The sequence below is a fragment of the Pantoea sp. SGAir0418 genome (assembly GCF_043529865.1).
In genome coordinates this window covers 849,835-870,242 of sequence record NZ_CP027911.1, presented here as the reverse complement: position 1 = coordinate 870,242, position 20,408 = coordinate 849,835, and the positions used below count along the sequence as shown (strand labels likewise).

18 protein-coding genes are annotated in these 20,408 nt (G+C 59.6%); 8 read left to right on the top strand and 10 right to left on the bottom strand.

The genetic code is table 11. The features are described 5' to 3' along the window. The first annotated feature begins 25 nt into the window (after positions 1-25). On the top strand, positions 26-946 hold the full coding sequence (locus C1N84_RS03890) for a LysR family transcriptional regulator (protein WP_159377858.1): 921 nt from the start codon (positions 26-28) through the stop codon (positions 944-946). On the opposite strand, the gene C1N84_RS03885 is transcribed toward C1N84_RS03890, so the two are convergent. Beyond that, positions 943-2,106: an MFS transporter gene (locus tag C1N84_RS03885; RefSeq protein WP_058775879.1), complete on the bottom strand. Its 1,164-nt coding sequence runs from the start codon at positions 2,104-2,106 to the stop codon at positions 943-945. The two genes, C1N84_RS03890 and C1N84_RS03885, sit on opposite strands and share 4 nt — an antisense overlap. Positions 2,107-2,497: 391 nt before the next feature. On the opposite strand from C1N84_RS03885, the gene C1N84_RS03880 reads away from it, so the two are divergent. Both C1N84_RS03880 and C1N84_RS03875 read left to right on the top strand, forming a co-directional pair. Next, complete coding sequence (locus tag C1N84_RS03880) at positions 2,498-3,124, top strand: serine protease (RefSeq protein WP_152390497.1); 627 nt, start codon at positions 2,498-2,500, stop codon at positions 3,122-3,124. A gap of 240 nt (positions 3,125-3,364) precedes the next feature. Then, positions 3,365-4,519: an IS481 family transposase gene (locus C1N84_RS03875; RefSeq protein WP_264441493.1), complete on the top strand. Its 1,155-nt coding sequence runs from the start codon at positions 3,365-3,367 to the stop codon at positions 4,517-4,519. Between the two features lie 90 nt (positions 4,520-4,609). Here the strand turns inward: C1N84_RS03875 and lysS are convergent, their stop codons facing one another. Continuing rightward, on the bottom strand, positions 4,610-6,130 hold the full coding sequence (gene lysS, locus C1N84_RS03870) for a lysine--tRNA ligase (RefSeq protein WP_021506681.1): 1,521 nt from the start codon (positions 6,128-6,130) through the stop codon (positions 4,610-4,612). A gap of 9 nt (positions 6,131-6,139) precedes the next feature. After that, positions 6,140-7,238, bottom strand: a protein-coding gene (gene prfB / locus C1N84_RS03865) for a peptide chain release factor 2 (RefSeq protein WP_104093670.1) whose coding sequence is annotated in 2 segments (ribosomal slippage) — positions 6,140-7,162 and positions 7,164-7,238 — 1,098 coding nt in all. Because the reading frame shifts where the segments join, the coding sequence is not laid out codon by codon here. A gap of 551 nt (positions 7,239-7,789) precedes the next feature. On the opposite strand from prfB, the gene C1N84_RS03860 reads away from it, so the two are divergent. Beyond that, on the top strand, positions 7,790-10,546 hold the full coding sequence (locus C1N84_RS03860) for an autotransporter domain-containing protein (protein WP_394541735.1): 2,757 nt from the start codon (positions 7,790-7,792) through the stop codon (positions 10,544-10,546). 3 nt (positions 10,547-10,549) lie between these two features. Here the strand turns inward: C1N84_RS03860 and recJ are convergent, their stop codons facing one another. From recJ to xerD, 3 genes are read right to left on the bottom strand one after another with little or no spacing between them, the layout of a single operon-like run. Further along, the gene (recJ, locus tag C1N84_RS03855; protein ID WP_021506678.1) at positions 10,550-12,277 is read right to left on the bottom strand and encodes a single-stranded-DNA-specific exonuclease RecJ; all 1,728 of its coding nucleotides are present in this window, start codon (positions 12,275-12,277) and stop codon (positions 10,550-10,552) included. 9 nt (positions 12,278-12,286) lie between these two features. Next, complete coding sequence (gene dsbC, locus C1N84_RS03850) at positions 12,287-13,000, bottom strand: bifunctional protein-disulfide isomerase/oxidoreductase DsbC (protein ID WP_264442031.1); 714 nt, start codon at positions 12,998-13,000, stop codon at positions 12,287-12,289. Positions 13,001-13,022: 22 nt separating this feature from the next. Beyond that, positions 13,023-13,916: a site-specific tyrosine recombinase XerD gene (gene xerD, locus C1N84_RS03845; protein WP_264442030.1), complete on the bottom strand. Its 894-nt coding sequence runs from the start codon at positions 13,914-13,916 to the stop codon at positions 13,023-13,025. Between the two features lie 100 nt (positions 13,917-14,016). Here xerD and fldB point away from each other — a divergent pair, with 100 nt between their 5' ends. After that, a complete protein-coding gene (gene fldB, locus C1N84_RS03840; protein ID WP_010616927.1) occupies positions 14,017-14,535 on the top strand; it encodes a flavodoxin FldB in 519 nt (172 codons plus the stop codon). On the opposite strand, the gene C1N84_RS03835 is transcribed toward fldB, so the two are convergent. Both C1N84_RS03835 and sdhE read right to left on the bottom strand, forming a co-directional pair. Continuing rightward, entirely contained in the window at positions 14,532-14,951 is a 420-nt protein-coding gene (locus tag C1N84_RS03835) for a protein YgfX (protein ID WP_058775873.1), read from the bottom strand. The two genes, fldB and C1N84_RS03835, sit on opposite strands and share 4 nt — an antisense overlap. After that, positions 14,926-15,192, bottom strand: coding sequence for an FAD assembly factor SdhE (sdhE, locus tag C1N84_RS03830; protein ID WP_010616925.1), 267 nt, complete (start codon positions 15,190-15,192; stop codon positions 14,926-14,928). The genes C1N84_RS03835 and sdhE overlap by 26 nt, the downstream gene beginning before the upstream one ends. Before the next feature lie 228 nt (positions 15,193-15,420). Here sdhE and ygfZ point away from each other — a divergent pair, with 228 nt between their 5' ends. Beyond that, positions 15,421-16,404: a tRNA-modifying protein YgfZ gene (gene ygfZ, locus C1N84_RS03825; protein WP_132464570.1), complete on the top strand. Its 984-nt coding sequence runs from the start codon at positions 15,421-15,423 to the stop codon at positions 16,402-16,404. Positions 16,405-16,456: 52 nt separating this feature from the next. On the opposite strand, the gene C1N84_RS03820 is transcribed toward ygfZ, so the two are convergent. Further along, positions 16,457-17,110: a PAQR family membrane homeostasis protein TrhA gene (locus tag C1N84_RS03820; RefSeq protein ID WP_021506671.1), complete on the bottom strand. Its 654-nt coding sequence runs from the start codon at positions 17,108-17,110 to the stop codon at positions 16,457-16,459. 176 nt (positions 17,111-17,286) lie between these two features. Between C1N84_RS03820 and C1N84_RS03815 the strand changes: the two genes are divergently transcribed. Both C1N84_RS03815 and C1N84_RS03810 read left to right on the top strand, forming a co-directional pair. Continuing rightward, on the top strand, positions 17,287-18,018 hold the full coding sequence (locus C1N84_RS03815; RefSeq protein ID WP_264442029.1) for a MurR/RpiR family transcriptional regulator: 732 nt from the start codon (positions 17,287-17,289) through the stop codon (positions 18,016-18,018). Positions 18,019-18,142: 124 nt separating this feature from the next. Beyond that, positions 18,143-19,582, top strand: a complete 1,440-nt coding sequence (locus C1N84_RS03810) for a 6-phospho-beta-glucosidase (RefSeq protein ID WP_058757093.1) — start codon at positions 18,143-18,145, stop codon at positions 19,580-19,582. 60 nt (positions 19,583-19,642) lie between these two features. Here C1N84_RS03810 and C1N84_RS03805 read toward each other — a convergent pair whose 3' ends face one another. Further along, the gene (locus tag C1N84_RS03805; protein WP_215481485.1) at positions 19,643-20,386 is read right to left on the bottom strand and encodes an SDR family oxidoreductase; all 744 of its coding nucleotides are present in this window, start codon (positions 20,384-20,386) and stop codon (positions 19,643-19,645) included. Positions 20,387-20,408: the final 22 nt, after the last annotated feature.

Below are 20,408 nucleotides of genomic sequence, written 5' to 3'. Positions count from 1 at the left end.
TGATATGGATGACACGGAGGCGACGATGGCAAAAATCAACTGGCGGCATATCGAAATCTTTCACGCGGTGATGACCAGCGGCAATCTGACCCAGGCCGCCACGCTGCTGCACACCTCGCAGCCAACGGTGAGCCGCGAACTGGCGCGGCTGGAGCAGCAGCTGGGCTTACAGCTGTTTGAGCGGGTGCGCGGCCGCCTGCAGCCCACCGTGCAGGGGCTGCGGCTGTACGAAGAGGTGCAGCGCTCGTGGTACGGTCTGGATCGCATCATGGATGCCGCCGAAGGGCTGCGCAATTTCCGCCAGGGCGAGCTGTCCATCGCCTGCCTGCCGGTGTTTTCCCAGTCGCTGTTGCCGCCATTGCTGCAGCCGTTTTTACAGCGCTATCCACAGGTGAGCCTGAATATTATTCCGCAGGAGTCGCCGCTGCTGGAGGAGTGGCTGTCGGCGCAGCGCTACGATCTCGGTCTGACCGAAACCCAGCATGCGCCCGCCGGGACTGAACGCCTGGCGCTGCTGACCTGTGATGAAGTGTGCGTGCTGCCGCCGCAGCATCCGCTGTGTCAGCGGGCGGTGCTGACGCCGCAGGATTTTCACGGTGAAAACTATGTCAGCCTGTCGCGCAGCGATAGCTATCGTCAGTTGCTGGATGCGCTGTTCCATGAGCAGCAGGTGGAGCGGCGGCTGGTGCTGGAGACGCACAGCGCCGCGTCGGTGTGCGCGATGGTGCGCGCCGGGGTGGGCATTTCGATTGTTAATCCGCTGACGGCGCTGGATTACGCCGACAGCGGTGTGGTGATGCGCCGCTTCAGTATTGCCGTGCCGTTCACGGTGAGCCTGGTGCGGCCACAGCATCGACCGGCATCGGCGCTGGTCGATCACTTTTGCGACCACCTGCAGCAGCAGGTGGCCACCTTTCCGCAGCGCATCGCCCGGCGGCTGGCTTAAGCGCGCACCGTCTCGCGCTGACCGCCCGATTTGCGGAAGGTCAGCAGACAAACCACTAAGCCCGCTGCCGCCAGCGCTGCCGCCGCGACCGGCACCGCCGTCAGGCCATAGCCTTTGTCGATCACAGCGCCGCCCACCCACGCACCGAGTGCGTTACCGACGTTAAAGGCCGAGATGTTGAGCGTCGACACCAGGTTTGGCGCGTCTTTACCGTGGCGCACCACGTTGATTTGCAGGCCAGGCACGGTGGCGAAGGTCGCCATCGCCCACAGGAACAGGGTTACCTCTGCCAGCCACAGCGCATGGCTGGTCCAGCTGAACAGCAGCGAAAACACGGCGATCAGCGAGAAGCTGAGGATCAGGCTGAACGACACTTTCCAGTCCGCCAGTTTCCCGCCAACAATGTTACCCACCGTCAGGCCAGCGCCAATCAGGAACAGCGTCCAGCTGACACCGCGATCGCTGATGCCGGTCACCTGCAGCAGCAGCGGCGCAATGTAGCTGAACAGCGCAAACATCGCGGCGGCAAAACACACCGTCATCAGCAGCGACAGCCACAGTTTGCCGTTGGCCAGCGCGCTGATTTCGCTCGCCAGGTGCACCGGTTTTTCATCTTTGTTAGTCGGCAGGCTGACAATCAGCGCGATGAACGCGAGAATGCCGATAATCGCCACGCCCCAGAAGGTGGCGCGCCAGCCAAACAGCTGACCAAACCAGGTGCCGAGCGGCACGCCCAGTACGTTGGCCAGCGTCAGACCGGTAAACATCAGCGCCACCGCCGACGCCTGACGGCTCGGTGCCACCAGGCTGGCCGCCACCACTGAACCGATGCCGAAGAACGCACCGTGACACAACGCGGTAATAACGCGCGCCAGCATCAGCAGGTTATAGGTATAAGCCAGCGCACAGAGTACGTTGCCGATGATGAAGATGATCATCAGCAGAATCAGGGTACGTTTACGCGGCAGTTTCGCGGTCAGCAGCGCCATGATTGGCGCGCCGATGGCCACGCCCAGCGCATAGCCGCTGATCAGCCAGCCCGCAGAAGGAATCGACACCTGCAGGTCACCCGCCACTTCCGGCAGTAACCCCATGATGACGAACTCCGTGGTGCCGATGGCGAACGCACTCAGCGCCAGCGCCAGTAATGCAACAGGCATAACACACTCTCCCAAAATAATTTTGCAGGCGGGCCGCACGACGAACGCCGTACGGTTAAGACAGACGCGTATCCCTCCGACAGTGCGGGGATGTTTATTTTTGAACTGCGTCACAGTCTGCTATTAAAGCACAGCCTCTGACTCTCAACCACCCGGGCGGCAGCAAGGCTATTTTGCCTGCGCGGCAATAATGCCGGCGCTAAAAAGTGTCGCCTATGCATCACTGAGACAGGACGGCGATAACAGACTACGCTTGATAACAGGTTGTGATCGCTGTCACAGCGACGGCGCTTTCTGGCGTTAAATCAGGCAGTAAAGGATGGTCGCACATTGCCGATACCCCAATGGATTACCCGGTAATGCGGCGTCAACACAACAGGGGGACAGAGTTATGCGATGGATCATCGCGCTGACGATCGGCGGCTTAAGCGGCTGTTCGGTCGGGCACTATGAATACAGCTCAGAAGCGGCCAGGCGCGTCGATATGACCGTCACCGGCATCCCCACCGTGCTCGGCATGGGTGCGCTGGGCACCACTATCCCCCTGACGCGCGAATACAGCCTGACGGCGGCACACGTGGCCAAATATTCGCTGTATCGGGTGAAGGCCTGGCATCCGGAGTGCGATATCGCCGTGGTTTATCATGCAAATAAAGAAGCCAACCTGCCCCCGCAGTTCCGCAACAGCCATATCGGCGACAACGTTAATCTGTATGGGTATAGCTTTATCTCCGCGCTGCCGGTGGCATCAAGCGGCAAAAACTTGATCAATACGACGCTGAGCAATGACTGGAATAAGGCCAGCTGCGTGGTGGTGGCGGCCAATGCCGGCGTGGTGAAAGGCATGTCCGGCGGCGCGGTGTATAACGCCAGCGACGACACGCTGGCCGGGGTGATTGTCGGCTATAGCAGTCGGATTGATGATAATAAGAGCGGCAAAACGCTGTTTAAAGATGTGGCGCTGTATGTGCCTTATGCGCGGTTCCAGGCGTGGCTGGATGGGGTGGTGAAGTCTTAGGTTGGGTGCGCGCTGATGCCCTCACCCCGGCCCTCTCCCACAGAGCGGCCCTCTGCCAAAGGGAGAGGGAGAAAACCACAGCGGCGCACTGCCACAGGGAGAGGGAGAAAACCACAGCGGCCCTCTCCCACCGGGGTACAGGCAAGTCCCCTCTCCCCATGGGTGTACAGTCCGGGGACATCGTGAACACTTGTTCGGGGACATGGTAGACACTTACAACTTAGGCATAAGAACCCGTTTATGGAGTCGCTTATGCCCTGGGATGCGAGAGATACCATGTCATTACGTACTGAGTTTGTTCTGTTCGCCTCGCAAGACGGGGCGAACATCCGCGAGCTGTGCCGCCGCTACGGCATATCTCCCGCCACCGGCTACAAGTGGCTTCGCCGCTGGGAGGAGGAAGGACCGTCCGGCCTTCAGGACCGCTCCCGCGCGCCCCGTCACTCACCCAGCCGCTCATCTGACGACATCACTGACCTTCTGCGTATGGCGCACGAGCTTCATCAGCACTGGGGGGCCCGCAAGATTAAGCGCTGGCTCGAAGACCGCGGGCACCGCATGCCGGCCTTCAGCACCGTCCACAACCTGATGGCCCGCCACGGCCTGCTGCCGGGCGCAGCGCCGGACGTCCCGGCCACCGGCCGGTTTGAGCATACGGCCCCGAACCGGCTCTGGCAGATGGATTTTAAGGGCCACTTTCCCTTTGGCGGCGGCCGCTGCCACCCGCTTACCCTGCTGGACGACCACTCCCGGTTCTCGCTGTGCCTGGTACACTGCGCCGACGAACGGCGTGAGACGGTACAGGAGCAGCTGGTCAGCGTCTTTGAGCGCTACGGCCTGCCGGACCGGATGACGATGGACAACGGCTCGCCGTGGGGCGACACCACCGGCACCTGGACGGCAGTGGAGCTGTGGCTGATGCGCCACGGCATCCGGGTGGGACACTCGCGGCCGTATCATCCGCAGACGCAGGGCAAGCTGGAGCGCTTTCACCGCAGCCTGAAGGCGGAAGTGCTGCAGGGGAAGTGGTTCGCGGACAGCGGTGAGCTGCAGCGCGCCTTCGACCACTGGCGGACGGTCTACAATCTCGAGCGCCCGCATGAGGCGCTGGAGATGGCGGTGCCGGCGTCGCGCTATCAGCCCTCATCGCGGCAGTACAGCGGGCGCGTAGCGCCACCGGAATACGACGAGGGCGTGATGGTCAGGAAGGTGGATATCAGCGGGAAGCTGAGCGTAAAAGGACTCAGCCTGAAGGCGGGCAAGGCGTTCAGGGGAGAGCGTGTGGGGCTGAAGGAGACGGGGGAAGACGGTTATTACGAGGTGTGGTGGTACAGCACAAAAGTGGGGGTGATCGACCTGAAGAAAAAGTCGATCACCATGGGTAAAGGATGTTAAAAAGTGTTCACTATGTCCCCGAACACCTGTCTGCCATGTCCCCGGACTGTACAATGGGAGAGGGTTAGGGTGAGGGTGAAGGCAACCTGATTACTTACCGGTCGGGCGCAGAGCCGGGAACAGGATCACGTCACGAATGGTGTGGCTGTTGGTGAACAGCATGACCAGACGGTCGATACCAATGCCCAGACCTGCAGTCGGTGGCAGACCGTGCTCCAGCGCGGTGACGTAGTCTTCGTCGTAGAACATCGCTTCGTCATCACCGGCGTCCTTCGCGTTAACCTGTTGCAGGAAACGCTCGGCCTGATCTTCCGCATCGTTCAGCTCGGAGAAGCCGTTACCGATTTCACGGCCGCCGATGAAGAACTCAAAGCGGTCGGTGATTTCCGGGTTCTCGTCATTACGACGCGCCAGCGGTGACACCTCTGCCGGATACTCGGTGATGAAGGTTGGCTGAATCAGGTGCGCTTCAGCGGTCTCTTCGAAGATCTCGGTCACCACGCGGCCCAGACCCCAGCTCTTCTCCACTTTGATGTGCAGCGCGTTGGCAATCGCCACGGCTTTGTCAAAGTCATCCAGATCGGCGAGGTCCGTTTCCGGACGGTATTTCTTGATCGCTTCACGCATGGTGAGCTTCTCAAACGGCTTGCCGAAATCGAAGGTGTGCTCACCGTATGGCACTTCCGTCGTGCCCAGCACGTCCTGCGCCAGGGTGCGGAACAGGCTCTCAGTCAGTTCGATCAGATCTTTGTAATCCGCATACGCCATATAGAGTTCCATCATGGTGAACTCTGGATTGTGGCGCGGCGAAATCCCTTCATTACGGAAGTTACGGTTGATCTCAAACACGCGATCGAAACCGCCAACCACCAGACGCTTCAGATACAGCTCCGGCGCAATACGCAGGTACATGTCGATGTCGAGCGCGTTGTGATGAGTGATGAACGGACGCGCGGATGCGCCGCCAGGAATCACCTGCATCATCGGCGTTTCTACTTCCATAAAGTCGCGGTTAACCATGAACTGACGAATGCCGGCCATGATTTGTGAGCGAATTTTGAAGGTCTTACGCGAATCGTCGTTGGAGATCAGGTCAAGGTAACGCTGACGGTAACGGGTTTCCTGATCGGCGAGGCCGTGGAATTTGTCCGGCAGCGGACGCAGCGCTTTGGTCAGCAGGCGCAGCTCAGAGATGTGGATCGACAGCTCGCCGGTTTTGGTTTTGAACAGCTTACCGCGCGCGCCGAGGATATCGCCGAGATCCCATTTTTTGAACTGCTCGTTGTAGACGCCTTCCGGCAGATCGTCACGGGAAACGTAGATCTGGATCTGACCGCCTACATCCTGCAGGGTGGCGAACGACGCCTTACCCATGATGCGGCGGGTCATCATACGACCGGCTACGCTCACCTCAACGCCGAGCGCTTCCAGCTCGTCGTTCTCTTTGCTGTCATAGTCGGCATGCAGACGATCGGAGGTGGTGTCACGGCGGAAATCGTTAGGAAACGCCACGCCCTTTTCACGCAGCGCGCTGAGTTTTTCGCGACGCGCTTTCAGTTCGTTGTTTAACTCAAGGGCGGCATCAGCGCTCTGCGGTTGTTGTTCAGACATGTCGGTTCCTTATAGCCCTGCTTTTAAACTTGCTTCAATAAAACGGTCAAGATCGCCATCCAGTACGGCCTGGGTGTTACGCGTTTCTACGCTGGTACGCAGATCCTTGATGCGCGAATCGTCAAGAACGTATGAACGGATCTGGCTGCCCCAGCCGATGTCCGACTTGTTCTCTTCCGCCGCCTGCTTGTCGGCATTCTTCTTCTGCATTTCGTATTCATACAGCTTGGCACGCAGCTGTTTGAAGGCCTGATCTTTGTTCTTATGCTGCGAGCGGTCGTTCTGGCACTGCACCACAATGTTGGTCGGCAGGTGGGTAATACGCACCGCTGACTCGGTTTTGTTAACGTGCTGACCACCAGCACCCGAGGCGCGATAGACGTCGATACGCAGGTCGGCCGGGTTGATTTCGATGTCGATGTTGTCATCCACTTCCGGGTAAATAAATACCGAACTGAAGGAGGTGTGACGACGACCGCCGGAGTCGAACGGGCTCTTACGCACCAGACGATGAACGCCGGTTTCGGTACGCAGCCAGCCGTAAGCGTAATCACCGATGATTTTGATGGTGGCTGATTTGGTACCGGCCACTTCGCCTTCGGACTCTTCGATGATCTCGGTTTTGAAGCCTTTGGCTTCCGCCCAGCGCAGATACATGCGCAGCAGCATGCTGGCCCAGTCCTGCGCTTCGGTGCCGCCAGAGCCGGCCTGAATATCCATGTAGCAGTCGGCGCTGTCGTATTCGCCGGAGAACATGCGGCGGAACTCCAGTTCACCCAGCTTCACGTCCAGCGCGTCCAGCTCGACTACGGCTTCGTTAAAAGTCTCTTCGTCGTCGGCTTCAACCGCCAGCTCCAGCAGACCCTGCACGTCTTCCAGCCCCTGCTGCATCTGGTCGAGCGTTTCAACTACCGCTTCCAGCGAGGCGCGCTCTTTGCCCAGCGCCTGCGCGCGTTCAGGTTCGTTCCAGACGTCCGGCTGTTCCAGCTCGGCGTTTACTTCTTCGAGGCGTTCTTTCTTGGCATCGTAGTCAAAGATACCCCCTAAGAACGCTGCTGCGCTCGCTGAGGTCCTGGATACGATTTTTGACCGGATTAATTTCAAACATGGCTTTTCAGTCTTTTTTGACGATTCGGTGAGAGGAGATAAAAGTAACGCGCTAGTTTACCCGAAAGCGCGCCTGGTTTGTAGCTTTGCACATCAATGGCTATACCGCGTATGAACCGGCAGAAAATAATTGCGTCAGTTCTGGAAACCGGCAGGTAGCGTGGTTGCCAGAAATCCCGCTGTCACTCGCCACCTACGCGGTGCGCCTTCAGAATTTTCCTACATAATCACGGCAATAAACGCCAGCTGGCGTCATTAAAACCCATGATTTCTCAAACAAAATCATTAAAACTCCACCATCAGAAATGTCTGGTTCGAAGCGTGATATAGCGCGATTAGCCTGCGCAATGCTGCGCTGTCCTGGCCATCAACCTGCCAGTGCGCACCTTATCCTTTCTGCACCCTGACGGAATCTCAGGGGTTCGTGCTTCATCAATTGCGTTCTGTCTGTCAGCCACGTTGCTCAGGAGTATTCGTGACAGGGAAAGACTGCATTCAGGCCCGTTAACGTGAACGGGCGACAACATGCCCTGAGAGGCATGAGGAGTTGCCATGCATTATCCTGTTGTTACTTTTCGATCCTCACCGCGCCTGCTGGCGCTGATCATCCCGTTTCTGCTGAGCGCCTGTGGTGGCGGCGGCGGCGGCGGTAGCGGCGGCGGCGGCACCCTGACCCCGGTCACGCCGGTCGTTGAACCTGCGGTGCCGGCCACGGCCGCCAGCAGTAAAGTGGGCATCATTGACTCTGGTCTGGCCCCGGGCCGCAGCGAAATTAATTACGCCAACGTGAATTTCTCCAGCTATGTCGACAGCAACACCACGCTTAACGACAACATGGGGATCAACGGCCACGGCACGTTAGTGGCGATGACGCTGCTGGGGCTGTCGCCTGACAGCGCGCTGTATGTGGCGCAGGCGTCACAAAATAACATTTTCAGCTATGACAATACGGCGCGCGCCGTGCAGGGCTTAGTGGCGCAGGGCGTGCGCATCTTCAATATGTCCTACGGTTCGCAGGAGCGCCTCACCAGCCAGCAGGCGTTAACCGATGCGCGCCAGCGCTATCAGTCACTGTATCAGGGGCTCAACGCGGTGGCTGCGGCAGATGGGCTGGCGGTGATGATCACCGGCAACAACAGCGGCGCCGCGCCGGCACCGGACGTGCTGACACCGCTGATGTATAACGACCCGCAGCTGGCACGTAATCTGCTGGCGGTGACCGGTATCCTGAGTCATACCGGTTATGACCTGCCAGGCCGCGCAGCCGGCACCGGACCGTTTGACGCCTGCGGCGCGGCCGTCGCGTGGTGCCTGACCGCGCCGGGCTATACCGATTACCTGTATCAAAACTCCGACGGCAGCTGGGTGCAGGCGCGCAGCTACGGCACCTCGTTTGCCGCACCGCGCGTGACGGCTGCGGCCTCGCAGCTGCTGCAGCGTTTCCCGTGGATGAGCGGCCATAACCTGCAGCAAACCCTGCTGACCACCGCCACCTACCGCAGTGATGCGCACGATAACGTCGCCGACAGCGCCAACGGGCGGCCATACAATGAGACGTTCGGCTGGGGCGATCTTAACGCCGCCAAAGCCTTAAACGGGCCGGGACAATTCTGGGCAGAGGACTTCAGTGCGCGCCTCGACGGCGGCCAGTATGTGTTCAGCAATGACATCAGCGGCGATCGCGGGCTGGTGCTGGACGGCAGCGAACGCGGCGGTACGCTGCAGCTGACCGGCAACAACAGCTATCAGGGCCTGACGCAGGTCTCCGCCAATAGCCTGCTGATTGACGGTACGATTGCCGGCAATGCGCTGGTAAACGGCAGCGGCAAACTGGGTGGCAGCGGACGCATCGGCGGCAATCTGGTCAACCAGGGATCGGTTAACGGCGGCCTGCAGGTAGCGGGCAATTATCAGCAGAGCGCCGACGGTACGCTCAACGTCACGCTGAACAATCCGCTGCGCGTGACCGGCAACGCGGCGCTTGACGGCACGCTAAACCTGGCGCCGCCCTCCGCCAGCTACGTGGTGAAACAGCAGGAAACGCTGCTGACCAGCGGCGGCGGCGTGAGCGGTCAGTTTAGCCAGGTCAATACCGGCGTATTTCTCGACGGTTCCGTCAGCTATGACGCCCACAGCGTTACCGGCCAGCTCACGCGCAAGAACACCGCCGCAGCGGCACAGGCGATGGGAATGGACAGTGCCAGCGCGCAGCAAACCAGCCGCAACCTGGAGCAGGCGTTTGAGCTGGCGGACCGCTGGCAGGGTCAGGCGACGCTGAGCAGTGCGCAGCAGTCAGCGCTGGCGGCCGCAGGCGCCTTCCAGACGCTGGCGGACACCCGCAGCGCACAGGCGGCGATCAACTCCCTGTCCGGCCAGGCGCATGCCTCCGGCAATGCGGTGCTGTTTAACGCACTGGATTATCAGACGCGCCTGCTCAACAACCGCATTGATGATGCCAGCGAACAGGGGCGCTTTGGCTTCTGGCTGGAGAGCGGCCAGCTGCGCGGCTCGCTCGATCAGGACGGCTATCTCGGCAACCGCTATCGCAATACCCTGACCGCGCTGGGTGCCGACAGCGACTTTGGCCTGCCCGGCCTGCGCCTCGGCATCGCCTGGACGCACACTCAGCTTGATGCCACCTATGACGACACCGGCGGCAACAGCCAGAACAGCCTGCAGGGCGTAATGCTGTATGGGCGCTATGCGGTGACGCCAGCCTGGTACTGGCAGGGCAATCTCAGCTATCAGCATGGACGCGATAAGCTGCAGCGCCTGGTGCTGCTGGATGAAGCTGCGCCGGTTTCCTCTTCCGCCCGCACAGACAGCTGGCAGGCGGCGCTGCAGAGCGGCTATCGCTGGACGCTGCAGGAGGATTATCGCATTGAGCCCTATCTCGGCTGGCGTGAAACCGGCCTGCAGACCGGCAGCTTCAGCGACAGCGGCAGCGCGTTTGGCCTGCAGGGCGACGGCGACAGCTATCGCCGCAGCGTCGGTTACGGTGGCCTGAATCTCAGCGCGCGCCAGGACTGGTCGGCGGGCTGGTGGAGCATGCTGAGCCTGTATGGCGAATACCAGTACGCGTTCAGCAATCCGTCGATGGACGTCAGCGCGCGCTGGAGCGGCTTCGGCAGCGGTCAGCAGAGCTTTACCATCCCGGGTATGCAGCTCGATCGCCGCTCGCAGTGGTTTGGTGCGCGGGTTGATCTGGTGCAGTCGGCACGCGCGCGGCTGTTTCTGCGTGCCGACCGCCACGTGGCCGATCGCGGCGATGAGAAGGTGCTGCGCGGCGGTGTCGACGTCACGTTCTAAAGGTTACGACTGAGGCCAGATATGGTCGATGATCAGCTGTACCGAGCGATTGCCGCGGTATTCGTTGATATCCAGCTTGTAGGCCAGCTGCACCTGACGCACGCTGCTGTCTGGCCACAGGCTGGTGTCGACGTTAAAGGCGATACCATCCAGTAACGGGCCGCCGCCCAGCGGCTCGACCATCACCTTAAGGTGACGCTCGCCCACCAGACGCTGCTGCAACAGCTTAAACTGACCGTCGAACACCGGCTCCGGAAACGCCTGGCCCCAGGGGCCGGCTTCCCGCAGCATTTCCGCAGTGTGCAGGGTAAACTCCTGCGCATGCAGTTCGCCATCGGACCACATCACGCCCTGCAGCGCCTCGCCTTCCAGCCATTCGTCGATTAGCGCGGCAAAGCGCTGGCGGAACTCATCGTACTTCGCCTCTTCCAGCGACAGCCCCGCCGCCATGGCGTGCCCGCCAAATTTGATAATCAGGCCAGGATAGAGCGTGTCGATGCGTTCCAGCGCGTCGCGCAGGTGCAGGCCGGCAATCGAACGGCCAGAGCCTTTCAGCGTGCCGTCACCGGCGGGTGCGAAGGCGATCACTGGACGGTGGAAGCGCTCTTTCAGGCGTGACGCGAGGATGCCAACCACGCCCTGATGCCACTCCGGGTGATAAAACGCCAGCCCGAGCGGCAGATCGCGATGCTGGCGCTCAAGCTCATCGCACAGCGCCAGCGCCTCGCTCTTCATGCCCTGCTCAATCTCTTTGCGCGTCTGATTAAGCGCATCAAGTTCGCTGGCCAGCATGCGCGCCTGGGCAATATCTTCCGTCAGCAGCAGCGCAACGCCAACCGACATATCGTCCAGCCGGCCGGCAGCATTGAGGCGTGGCCCGACGGCAAAACCGAGGTCGCTGGCCGCCAGCTGACGCGCATCGCGGTTAGCAATCTCCAGCAGCGCGCGGATGCCGGCACGGCATTTGCCGGCGCGGATGCGGCTCAGCCCCTGCCACACCAGAATGCGGTTGTTGGCATCCAGCGGCACCACGTCGGCCACGGTACCGAGCGCCACCAGATCCAGCAGTTCGGCCAGATTGGGTTCACTGCGCCCGTCGCTGAACCAGTTCTGCTGACGCAGATGGGCACGCAGCGCCAGCATCAGATAAAACGCCACACCCACACCCGCCAGCGAACGTGACGGGAATGCGCTGTCGCTCAGGTTAGGGTTAACGATGGCTTCTGCCGCCGGCAGCGTTTCGCCCGGCAGGTGGTGATCGGTGATCAGCACCGGAATACCGTGCTGGTGTGCGGTGTCGACGCCCGCGTGCGACGAAATGCCGTTATCCACGGTGAGGATCAGCTCGGCGCCACGCGCGCGCGCCTGCTCTACCACTTCCGGGCTCAGGCCATAGCCGTCCTCAAAGCGGTTCGGCACCAGATAATCGACGTTGCCGCCCATGCTGCGCAGCGCCAGTACGGTGAGCGCAGTGCTGGTGGCACCATCGGCATCGAAATCGCCCACCACCACGATACGGCGTTGCTGCTGCAGCATCTGGTGCAGCAGCGTCACGGCGCGCTCAATGCCGCCAAGGCTTTGCCACGGCAGCAGGAATTTCGCGCCGCGTTCCAGTTCGGCGGCGTCTTTGACACCGCGCTGCAGGTAGAGACGACGCAGCAGCGGCGGTAAATCATCGGGTAACTGCGCGTCGGCCTGGGCTTCACGCCGACGCAATTCTACAGAGTGCATCACTGTGTCTTAACCACCACGCTTCTGGCCGTCCAGCACCTGCTTCAGCTCCTGCGGTCCCTGGTAGCCAGGAATCATCATGCCGCTGTCGGTGAGGATAGCGGGCGTGCCCTGAATACCAAACAGAATGCCCAGCTTGTAGTGCTGGTCGAGATTAATTATGCAGCTCGCCGGCGCATCCATTTGCGGTGCGTCGCCTTTCATGGCGGCATCAAACGCCTTGTTGCGATCGGCGCTGCACCAGATGGCGGTCATGGCTTTCTCCACCTGGCCGTGCAGGCCTTCACGCGGGAACGCCAGATAGCGCACGGTGATGCCCAGCGCGTTGTAGTCAGCCATCTGCTCGTGCAGCTTGCGGCAGTAACCGCAGGTGATGTCGGTGAACACGGTGATCACGTGCTGCTCTTTCGGCGCTTTGTAGACAATCATTTCCGGTGCCAGCGCGGCGACTTTTTTCTCCAGCAGCTGATTGGTGACATTCACCGGCTGCGCACCGCTGACATCGTACAGCGGGCCCTGAATCATGTGTTTGCCGTCTTCGGTGACGTACAGCACGCCGCTTTCGGTCATCACCGTTTTGATACCCGGCAGCGGCGACGGCTGGATTTCCGCCTGCTGCATACCCAGTTTTTTCAGTGATTGCTGAATCGCGCTGTCATCGGCATGGGCCAGCGCAGAAAAGGCGCTGACCAGCAGAGCCAGCGTCGTAACGGTTTTTTTCATCTCAAATCCTTGTTGCCGCTGCTCAGGCGCGCGGATGATGCTGTTGATGTAACTGACGCAGGCGCTCGGTCGCCACGTGCGTGTAAATCTGGGTGGTCGACAGGTCGCTGTGCCCCAGCAACATCTGTACGACGCGTAAATCGGCACCATGGTTCAGTAAATGTGTGGCAAATGCGTGGCGCAGCACGTGCGGTGACAGCTTTTCGCTGTCGATGCCGGCAAGGGTGGCATAGTGTTTGATGCGATGCCAGAAGGTCTGGCGTGTCATCTGCTGCGCGCGGTTGCTGGGGAACAGCACGTCAATGGTCTGTCCGTTCAGCAGCCAGGGCCGCCCGTGTTCCATATAGTGCTCCAGCCAGTAAATGGCTTCTTCACCTAATGGCACCAGCCGCCCTTTATTGCCTTTACCGATGACGCGCACCACGCCCTGACGCAGGCTGACATCACTCAACGTCAGACCGACCAGCTCAGAGACGCGCAGCCCGGTAGCGTACAGCAGCTCCAGCATCGCTTTGTCACGCAGTTCGAGCGGTATGTCCGTCGCCGGCGCCTGTAACAGGCGCTCGACCTGATTTTCTGACAGGTCTTTTGGCAGGCGCTGCGGCAATTTCGGCGCTGATAACAGCGCGCTGGGATCGTCACTGCGCAGCTTTTCGCGGTACAGATACTGAAACAGACGGCGCATCGCGCTCAGGGTACGCGCTGAGCTGGTGGCTTTGTAACCGCCCTCAATCCGCTCAGCCAGAAACTGCTGTAAATCAGCGGCTTCCAGCGTCAGCAGCGTGCGCTCATGGTGGTGCAGCCAGGCAATGAGCGTCTGCAAATCCTGACGATAGGACGCCAGCGTGTTCTGCGCCAGGTTGCGCTCAATCCAGAGCGCGTCGAGAAACTGTTCTATCAGATCGCTGTCCTGCACTGTTGCCCCTCGCCGTGTGAAATCGTGCTCATTATGCCTGAAACTGGCCTGCTTCTGGTACAATTGCGCCAGAGTGAGTTTCAGTCAGAGCATTAATTGCATGAATATCGGTCTGTTTTACGGTTCCAGTACCTGTTACACCGAGATGACGGCGGAGAAAATCCGCGACTTTATCGGTGAAGAATTAGTCACACTGCATAACCTGAAAGATGACGATCCGTCGCTGATGGAGCAGTACGATTTACTGATTCTCGGTATTCCGACCTGGGATTTCGGCGAACTGCAGGAGGACTGGGAAGCGGTGTGGCAACAGCTGCCAGCACTCAACCTGCAGGGCAAAATTGTGGCGCTGTACGGCATGGGCGACCAGGTCGAGTACAGCGAATGGTTCCTTGATGCGCTGGGTATGCTGCACGAACTGCTGCTGCCGATGGGCGTGCAGTTTGTCGGTTACTGGCCGCTCGACGGCTACCAGTTCACCAGTAAAAAACCACTGACCGCCGATGGTCAGCAGTTTGTCGGTCTGGCGCTCGACGACGTTAATCAGTTTGAGCTGAGCGAAGAGCGCGTCGAGCAGTGGTGCGAACAGATTCTGACCGAAACCGCCGCGCTGCTTTAATGCGGCGTCGCGCCATCCAGCAAAAAACAGCGGGCGCGTAACGCGCGCCACGCGTCGGGCGGCATGCTGTCGTGCAGCAGCCACAGCCGCCAGCGCTGCCCGCGACGGTTACGCAGCACCAGTAACACGCCCCACGGTAGCCAGTCCGGCGTCCGTTGCGCCTGCCAGCGCTCACCGCGCCAGTACCAGTCACCCTTGTCATCCAGCATGAGCGCTCCGCAGCGCTGCTGCAGGCGACGCGCGTTACGCCAGTACTGCAGTGTCAGCAGAATCACTACCGCGATCTGAACCCAGGCCCAGCCCGCCGGCCAGCGACAGCTCAGCAACAGCGCGCCACCCAGCCCGAACAGCGTCACATTCAGCACCCGCGCGCTGCGTGACGCGCGCAGATCACATTGCCACCGGCCCGCGTTCACGGTTGCGCTGCTGAATCAGTTTCACCATGCGTTTGAACTCGGGATCGGCCGGTTCGCCGTGGTTCATCATCCAGTTAAACAGGTCCGGATCGTCGCTCTTCAGCAGCGCGACAAACACCTGCTTGTCGCTGTCGCTCAGCGAATCATACTCATATTTAAAGAACGGCATGATCGAGACATCCAGCTCCAGCATGCCGCGACGGCATGCCCACTGGACGCGCGCTTTGTCATGAATATCCATGTGTCTTCTTCCACAGCTGATAACAGTGGCGCTCAGTGTACCTGCTTTTTCGCCGCGCTGCAGGCGTGCAACCAGACGCTGCGCGCGATGACGCACAGCAATGCCACCGGTTACAGGGTTATCACGCGATTTGTGCGCCAGATTCCGCAAACAGGTTGCAATGGCGCACTGCTCTTTTAACATTGGTAAGCATATTACTGGATAAACCTTATTGATCAGGACGGACTCATGCCGATTTTCACCCTTCCGCCTCGCCAGCCCGCTGCGGCGTCGCGCCTGCCTTTAACGCTAATGTCGCTCGACGAGTGGGCGCTGGTATCGGTGCAGGGCAAAGATAGCACCTCTTATCTGCAGGGTCAGCTGACGCTGGACGTGGCGGCGCTGGACGCAGCGCAGCATCGCCCGGCAGCGCACTGTGATGCCAAAGGCAAAATGTGGAGCAATCTGCGTCTGTTCCATCGTGGAGAAGGTTATGCCTATGTTGTGCGGCGCAATCTGCGCGAGCAGCAGGTGACCGAACTGAAGAAGTATGCGGTGTTCGCCAAAGTGACCATTGCGGCCGATGATGACGCAGTCCTGCTCGGCGTTGCCGGTTTTCAGGCGCGCGCCGCGCTGGCTAACGTTTTCGCCACGCTGCCGGATGCCACAACCCCAGTGGTACAGCAGGATGACACCACCCTGCTGTGGTTCGCCGAGCCAGCCGAGCGTTTTCTGCTGGTCACCACGCCGGCGCAGGCCGAAGCGCTGCAGCAGAAGCTGGCCGGGGAAGCGCAGCTGAATGACAGCACGCAGTGGCTGGCGCTGGATATTGCGGCGGGCGTGCCGGTGATCGACAGCGCCACCACGGCGCAGCTGATTCCGCAGGCCACCAACCTGCAGGCGCTGGATGCCATCAGCTTCAAAAAAGGCTGTTATACCGGCCAGGAGATGGTGGCGCGCGCCAAATTCCGCGGCGCCAACAAACGTGCGCTCTACTGGCTGGCGGGCAGCGCCAGCAAAGTACCGGACGCAGCCAGTTCGCTGGAGTTGCAGATGGGCGACAAATGGCGTCGCACCGGCACGGTGCTGAGCGGCGTACAGCTGGATGATGGCAGCGTGTGGGTGCAGGCGGTGCTGAACAACGATCTGGAGCCGGACAGCGTGCTGCGCGTTGAAGGCGATGAAAGCGGTAAGCTGACCATTCAGCCGCTGCCCTATTCGCTGGAGGAGTAACGGTTACGGCTGGTACGCCGCAGGGTCGCCATCAGTGGCGACCCTTGCCTTGTTACATTACGTAAAAATAGATGGCGCAAAAGTGCAGCACGCTGCCGCCCAGCACGAAACCGTGCCAGATGGCATGATTGTACGGGATGCGGCGCGAGACATAGAAAATCACCCCGAGTGAATAGACAATCCCGCCCGCCGCCAGCAGCCAGACGCCGCCGGCCGACAGTTTGGTTGCCAGCTGATAAATCACCACCAGCGACAGCCAGCCCATACTGAGATAGGTCACCAGCGACAGCACTTTAAAGCGATGCGCAATGGTCAGCTTAAAGATGATGCCCGCCAGCGCCAGACTCCAGATCACCACCATCAATCCCTGCGCCAGCGGCGATTGCAGCCCGACCAGCAGAAACGGCGTGTAAGTCCCGGCGATCAGCAAATAGATGGCGCAGTGGTCAAATTTCTTCAGCCAGTATTTGGCGCGCTGATGCGGAATGGCGTGATACAGCGTCGAGGCGAGGAACAGCAAAATCATGCTGCCGCCGTACAGGCTATAGCTGGTAATGGCGGTGATATTCGCCTGCATTTCAACGGCCTGGGTTAACAGCAACACCAGCCCCACGATGCCAAACACACAGCCCAGGCCGTGGCTGATGCTGTTGGCGATCTCTTCGGCCAGTGAATAGCCCTGGGCAATAAGTCGGTTCTGTACCATGGCGTCGGATTCCTGAACATCGTAACGAAAGTTGTGCTTTTTCTGTGCACCAGAGTAGCGAAGAACAATTTCAGAGTACACATGTACGCTAAAATTATTCTGTGAAGAGGTGTGACAACCCAGCGGCAAACCAATCTGTTACACTGAGGCTTCTTTTTGCCGTGAGCGCCGCCCGAATGTTTTCACACAGCGACCTGTCCCGTTTGAATGACCTTGAGATGCAGGTTTATCACTTCATCATCAAACACCGGGAAAGTGTCAGTTATATGACCATCCGCGAACTGGCGGCGCAGGCGGGCGTCTCGACCACCACGGTGCTGCGCTTCTGCCGCAAAATGCACTGTGACGGCTGGTCAGAATTTCGCATCCGTTTTCGTCTGGCGCAGGAGCAAAGCGCGCCGGTGCTGCTGCCCTCCGGCGTCGGAGAAATGCTGAGCTTTTTTAAAAGCATCAATAACGCAGAATTTGATCAGCAGATTGCCACCGCGGCGCAAATAATTATTGAGGCTGAGCACATTTTCTTTATTGGTGCCGGCACCTCAGGCAGCCTTGGCAAATATGGTGCGCGCTATTTTTCTAATATTGGTAAATTCAGTCATCACATCGATGATCCTTATTACCCGGTGAGTAAGAGCGCCTGGGAAAATGCGCTGGCGATTATTTTATCCGTCTCTGGCGAAACCGAAGAGATCCTGCGCTTTGCCAGTCAGTTCAGTCTGCATCACTGTAAAATCATCTCCATCACCAATCACGACAACTGCTCGCTGGCGAAAATGGCGGATTTCAATCTCTCCTATCATGTGCCGCAGGAGAAACTGCCTGACCGCTACGATATTACCACCCAGGTACCGGTGATTTATATTCTGGAGACGCTGGGCCGTTATATTGCCCGCCTCACGCAGGTATAAAACAGCCTGTTTTTCGGCAGTAACAAGTCACATTTCCGCGCCGGTGTTATAGCGTGACTTTGCTATTTCAGTTGTTACACTGCGGACAGTATTATTTTCGCCAACAGCGTGACGAGGTATTGAAATGAGTGAAGGATTGCAATTACCCAGCGGATTTCTCTGGGGCGGCGCGGTGGCAGCCCATCAGGTTGAGGGCGGCTGGGATCAGGGCGGCAAAGGCGTCAGTATCGCCGATGTTCTCACCGGCGGCGCACACGGCGTTGATCGCGTCATCACGCCCGGCGTTCAGCCCGGCCAGCACTATCCCAACCATCAGGCGGTGGAATTCTATTCACACTACAAACAGGACGTGGCGCTGTTTGCTGAGATGGGTTTCAAATGCTTCCGCACCTCGATTGCCTGGACGCGCATTTTCCCCAACGGCGATGAACTACAGCCCAATGAAGCCGGCCTGCAATTTTACGATGACCTGTTTGATGAACTGCTGAAATATGGCATCGAACCGGTGATTACCCTGTCGCACTTTGAGATGCCATATCATCTGGTTAAAGAGTACGGCGGCTGGGCCAATCGCAAAGTGGTCGATTTCTTTGTGCGCTTCAGTGACGTGGTGATGACGCGCTATCGCCACAAAGTGAAGTACTGGATGACCTTCAATGAAATCAATAACCAGCGCAACTGGCAGTATCCGCTGTTCGGCTACTGCTGCTCCGGCGTCGTGTTCACTGAGCATGAAAAGCCGGAGCAGACAATGTATCAGGTGATGCATCACCAGTTCGTCGCCAGTGCCAAAGTGGTGAAGCGCGGCCACGAAATCAACCCGGATTTCCAGATTGGCTGCATGATCGCCATGGTGCCAGTCTATCCGTTCTCCTGCCATCCGGACGACGTGATGCGCGCGCAGGAGTCGATGCATCAGCGCTACGTGTTCAGCGACGTGCAGATGCGCGGCGCGTACCCGGCTTATACGCTGAAAGAGTGGGCGCGCAAGGGCTATCACATTGCGATGGAAGCCGATGACGCCGAAACGCTGCGTCAGGGCTGCTGCGATTACATCGGTTTCAGCTACTACATGAGCAACGCGGTGGACACCAAAGCCAGCGGCGTCGACGACCCGATCACCGGCTTCGACGGCGTAGTGCCTAACCCGCATGTGAAAGCGTCCGACTGGGGCTGGCAGATTGACCCGGTCGGCCTGCGCTACGTGCTGAACGCGCTGTATGAGCGCTACCAGAAGCCGCTGTTTATTGTTGAGAACGGCTTTGGTGCCATTGATAAAGCCAATGCTGAGGGCGTGATCGAAGATGACTACCGCATTGATTATCTGCGCGCGCACATCGAAGAGATGAAAAAAGCGGTGGCGCTGGATGGCGTTGATCTGCTGGGCTATACGCCGTGGGGCTGCATCGACTGCGTCTCCTTTACCACCGGCCAGTACAGCAAGCGCTACGGCTTTATCCACGTCGATAAAAACGATGACGGCAGCGGCAGCTTTGCCCGTTCGAAGAAGAAGAGTTTCGCCTGGTATCAGCAGGTGATTGCCAGCAATGGTGAAGTGCTGTAACCGCTAATGGCGCGCGACGTATAAATGTGCGCCGTGCGCAGACAGGCTGTGAAGTGCGGCTCAACGGCCGCCTGATGCATCAATAAAGCTGCCGGTGACGTAGGAAGCGGCGTCACTGGCCAGCCAGGCGATGGCGGCAGCGACCTCCTCCGCCTGGCCGCCGCGCTGCATCGGCAGCGATGCCGCGAGACGATCAACGCGCCCCGGCTCGCCGCCGTCGGCATGCATATCGGTGTAGATCAGCCCTGGCCGCACGCTGTTGACGCGAATCCCCTGCGCTGCCACTTCCAGTGACAATCCTCTGGTCAGCGTATCCATCGCGCCTTTCGACGCCGCGTAATCGACATACTCATTGGGCGAGCCGGTACGCGCGGCCGCTGACGAGACGTTAACAATGGCGCCGCCCTGGCCGCCGTGTGCGGTGCTCATGCGTTTTACCGCTTCGCGGCAGCAGATAAACGTGCCGGTGACGTTGGTTGCCAGCACGCGCTGAATGCGCGCAGCATCCAGATCCTCAACCCGGCACTGGGAGAAGAGAATACCGGCGTTATTCACCAGCACGCGCAGCGCGCCCGGCTGCTGATCCAGCTGGCGGAACATGCGCACCACCTGCGCTTCATCGGCAATATCCGCCTGTAAGGCAAACGCGCTGCCGCCCTGCGCTTCGATATCTGCTACCACCTGCAACGCTTCTGCTTCGCGCTGCCGGAAATTGATTGCCACGCGATAACCCGCCTGCGCCAGCAGCAGCGATGTTGCCCGTCCAATTCCGCGGCTACCGCCGGTGACCAGTGCCAGATCCATATGCTTCTCCCATAAAAAAAGG

What these genes read in the sequence shown, in the direction of transcription:
- C1N84_RS03820 (WP_021506671.1), bottom strand. Translation starts at nt 17,110, where the DNA reads ATGGTACAGAACCGACTTATTGCCCAGGGCTATTCACTGGCCGAAGAG.
- C1N84_RS03880 (WP_152390497.1), top strand. Translation starts at nt 2,498, where the DNA reads ATGCGATGGATCATCGCGCTGACGATCGGCGGCTTAAGCGGCTGTTCG.
- C1N84_RS03810 (WP_058757093.1), top strand. Translation starts at nt 18,143, where the DNA reads ATGAGTGAAGGATTGCAATTACCCAGCGGATTTCTCTGGGGCGGCGCG.
- C1N84_RS03860 (WP_394541735.1), top strand. Translation starts at nt 7,790, where the DNA reads ATGCATTATCCTGTTGTTACTTTTCGATCCTCACCGCGCCTGCTGGCG.
- C1N84_RS03890 (WP_159377858.1), top strand. Translation starts at nt 26, where the DNA reads ATGGCAAAAATCAACTGGCGGCATATCGAAATCTTTCACGCGGTGATG.
- C1N84_RS03875 (WP_264441493.1), top strand. Translation starts at nt 3,365, where the DNA reads ATGGAGTCGCTTATGCCCTGGGATGCGAGAGATACCATGTCATTACGT.
- sdhE (WP_010616925.1), bottom strand. Translation starts at nt 15,192, where the DNA reads ATGGATATTCATGACAAAGCGCGCGTCCAGTGGGCATGCCGTCGCGGC.
- lysS (WP_021506681.1), bottom strand. Translation starts at nt 6,130, where the DNA reads ATGTCTGAACAACAACCGCAGAGCGCTGATGCCGCCCTTGAGTTAAAC.
- fldB (WP_010616927.1), top strand. Translation starts at nt 14,017, where the DNA reads ATGAATATCGGTCTGTTTTACGGTTCCAGTACCTGTTACACCGAGATG.
- C1N84_RS03885 (WP_058775879.1), bottom strand. Translation starts at nt 2,106, where the DNA reads ATGCCTGTTGCATTACTGGCGCTGGCGCTGAGTGCGTTCGCCATCGGC.
- C1N84_RS03805 (WP_215481485.1), bottom strand. Translation starts at nt 20,386, where the DNA reads ATGGATCTGGCACTGGTCACCGGCGGTAGCCGCGGAATTGGACGGGCA.
- ygfZ (WP_132464570.1), top strand. Translation starts at nt 15,421, where the DNA reads ATGCCGATTTTCACCCTTCCGCCTCGCCAGCCCGCTGCGGCGTCGCGC.
- recJ (WP_021506678.1), bottom strand. Translation starts at nt 12,277, where the DNA reads ATGCACTCTGTAGAATTGCGTCGGCGTGAAGCCCAGGCCGACGCGCAG.
- C1N84_RS03815 (WP_264442029.1), top strand. Translation starts at nt 17,287, where the DNA reads ATGTTTTCACACAGCGACCTGTCCCGTTTGAATGACCTTGAGATGCAG.
- dsbC (WP_264442031.1), bottom strand. Translation starts at nt 13,000, where the DNA reads ATGAAAAAAACCGTTACGACGCTGGCTCTGCTGGTCAGCGCCTTTTCT.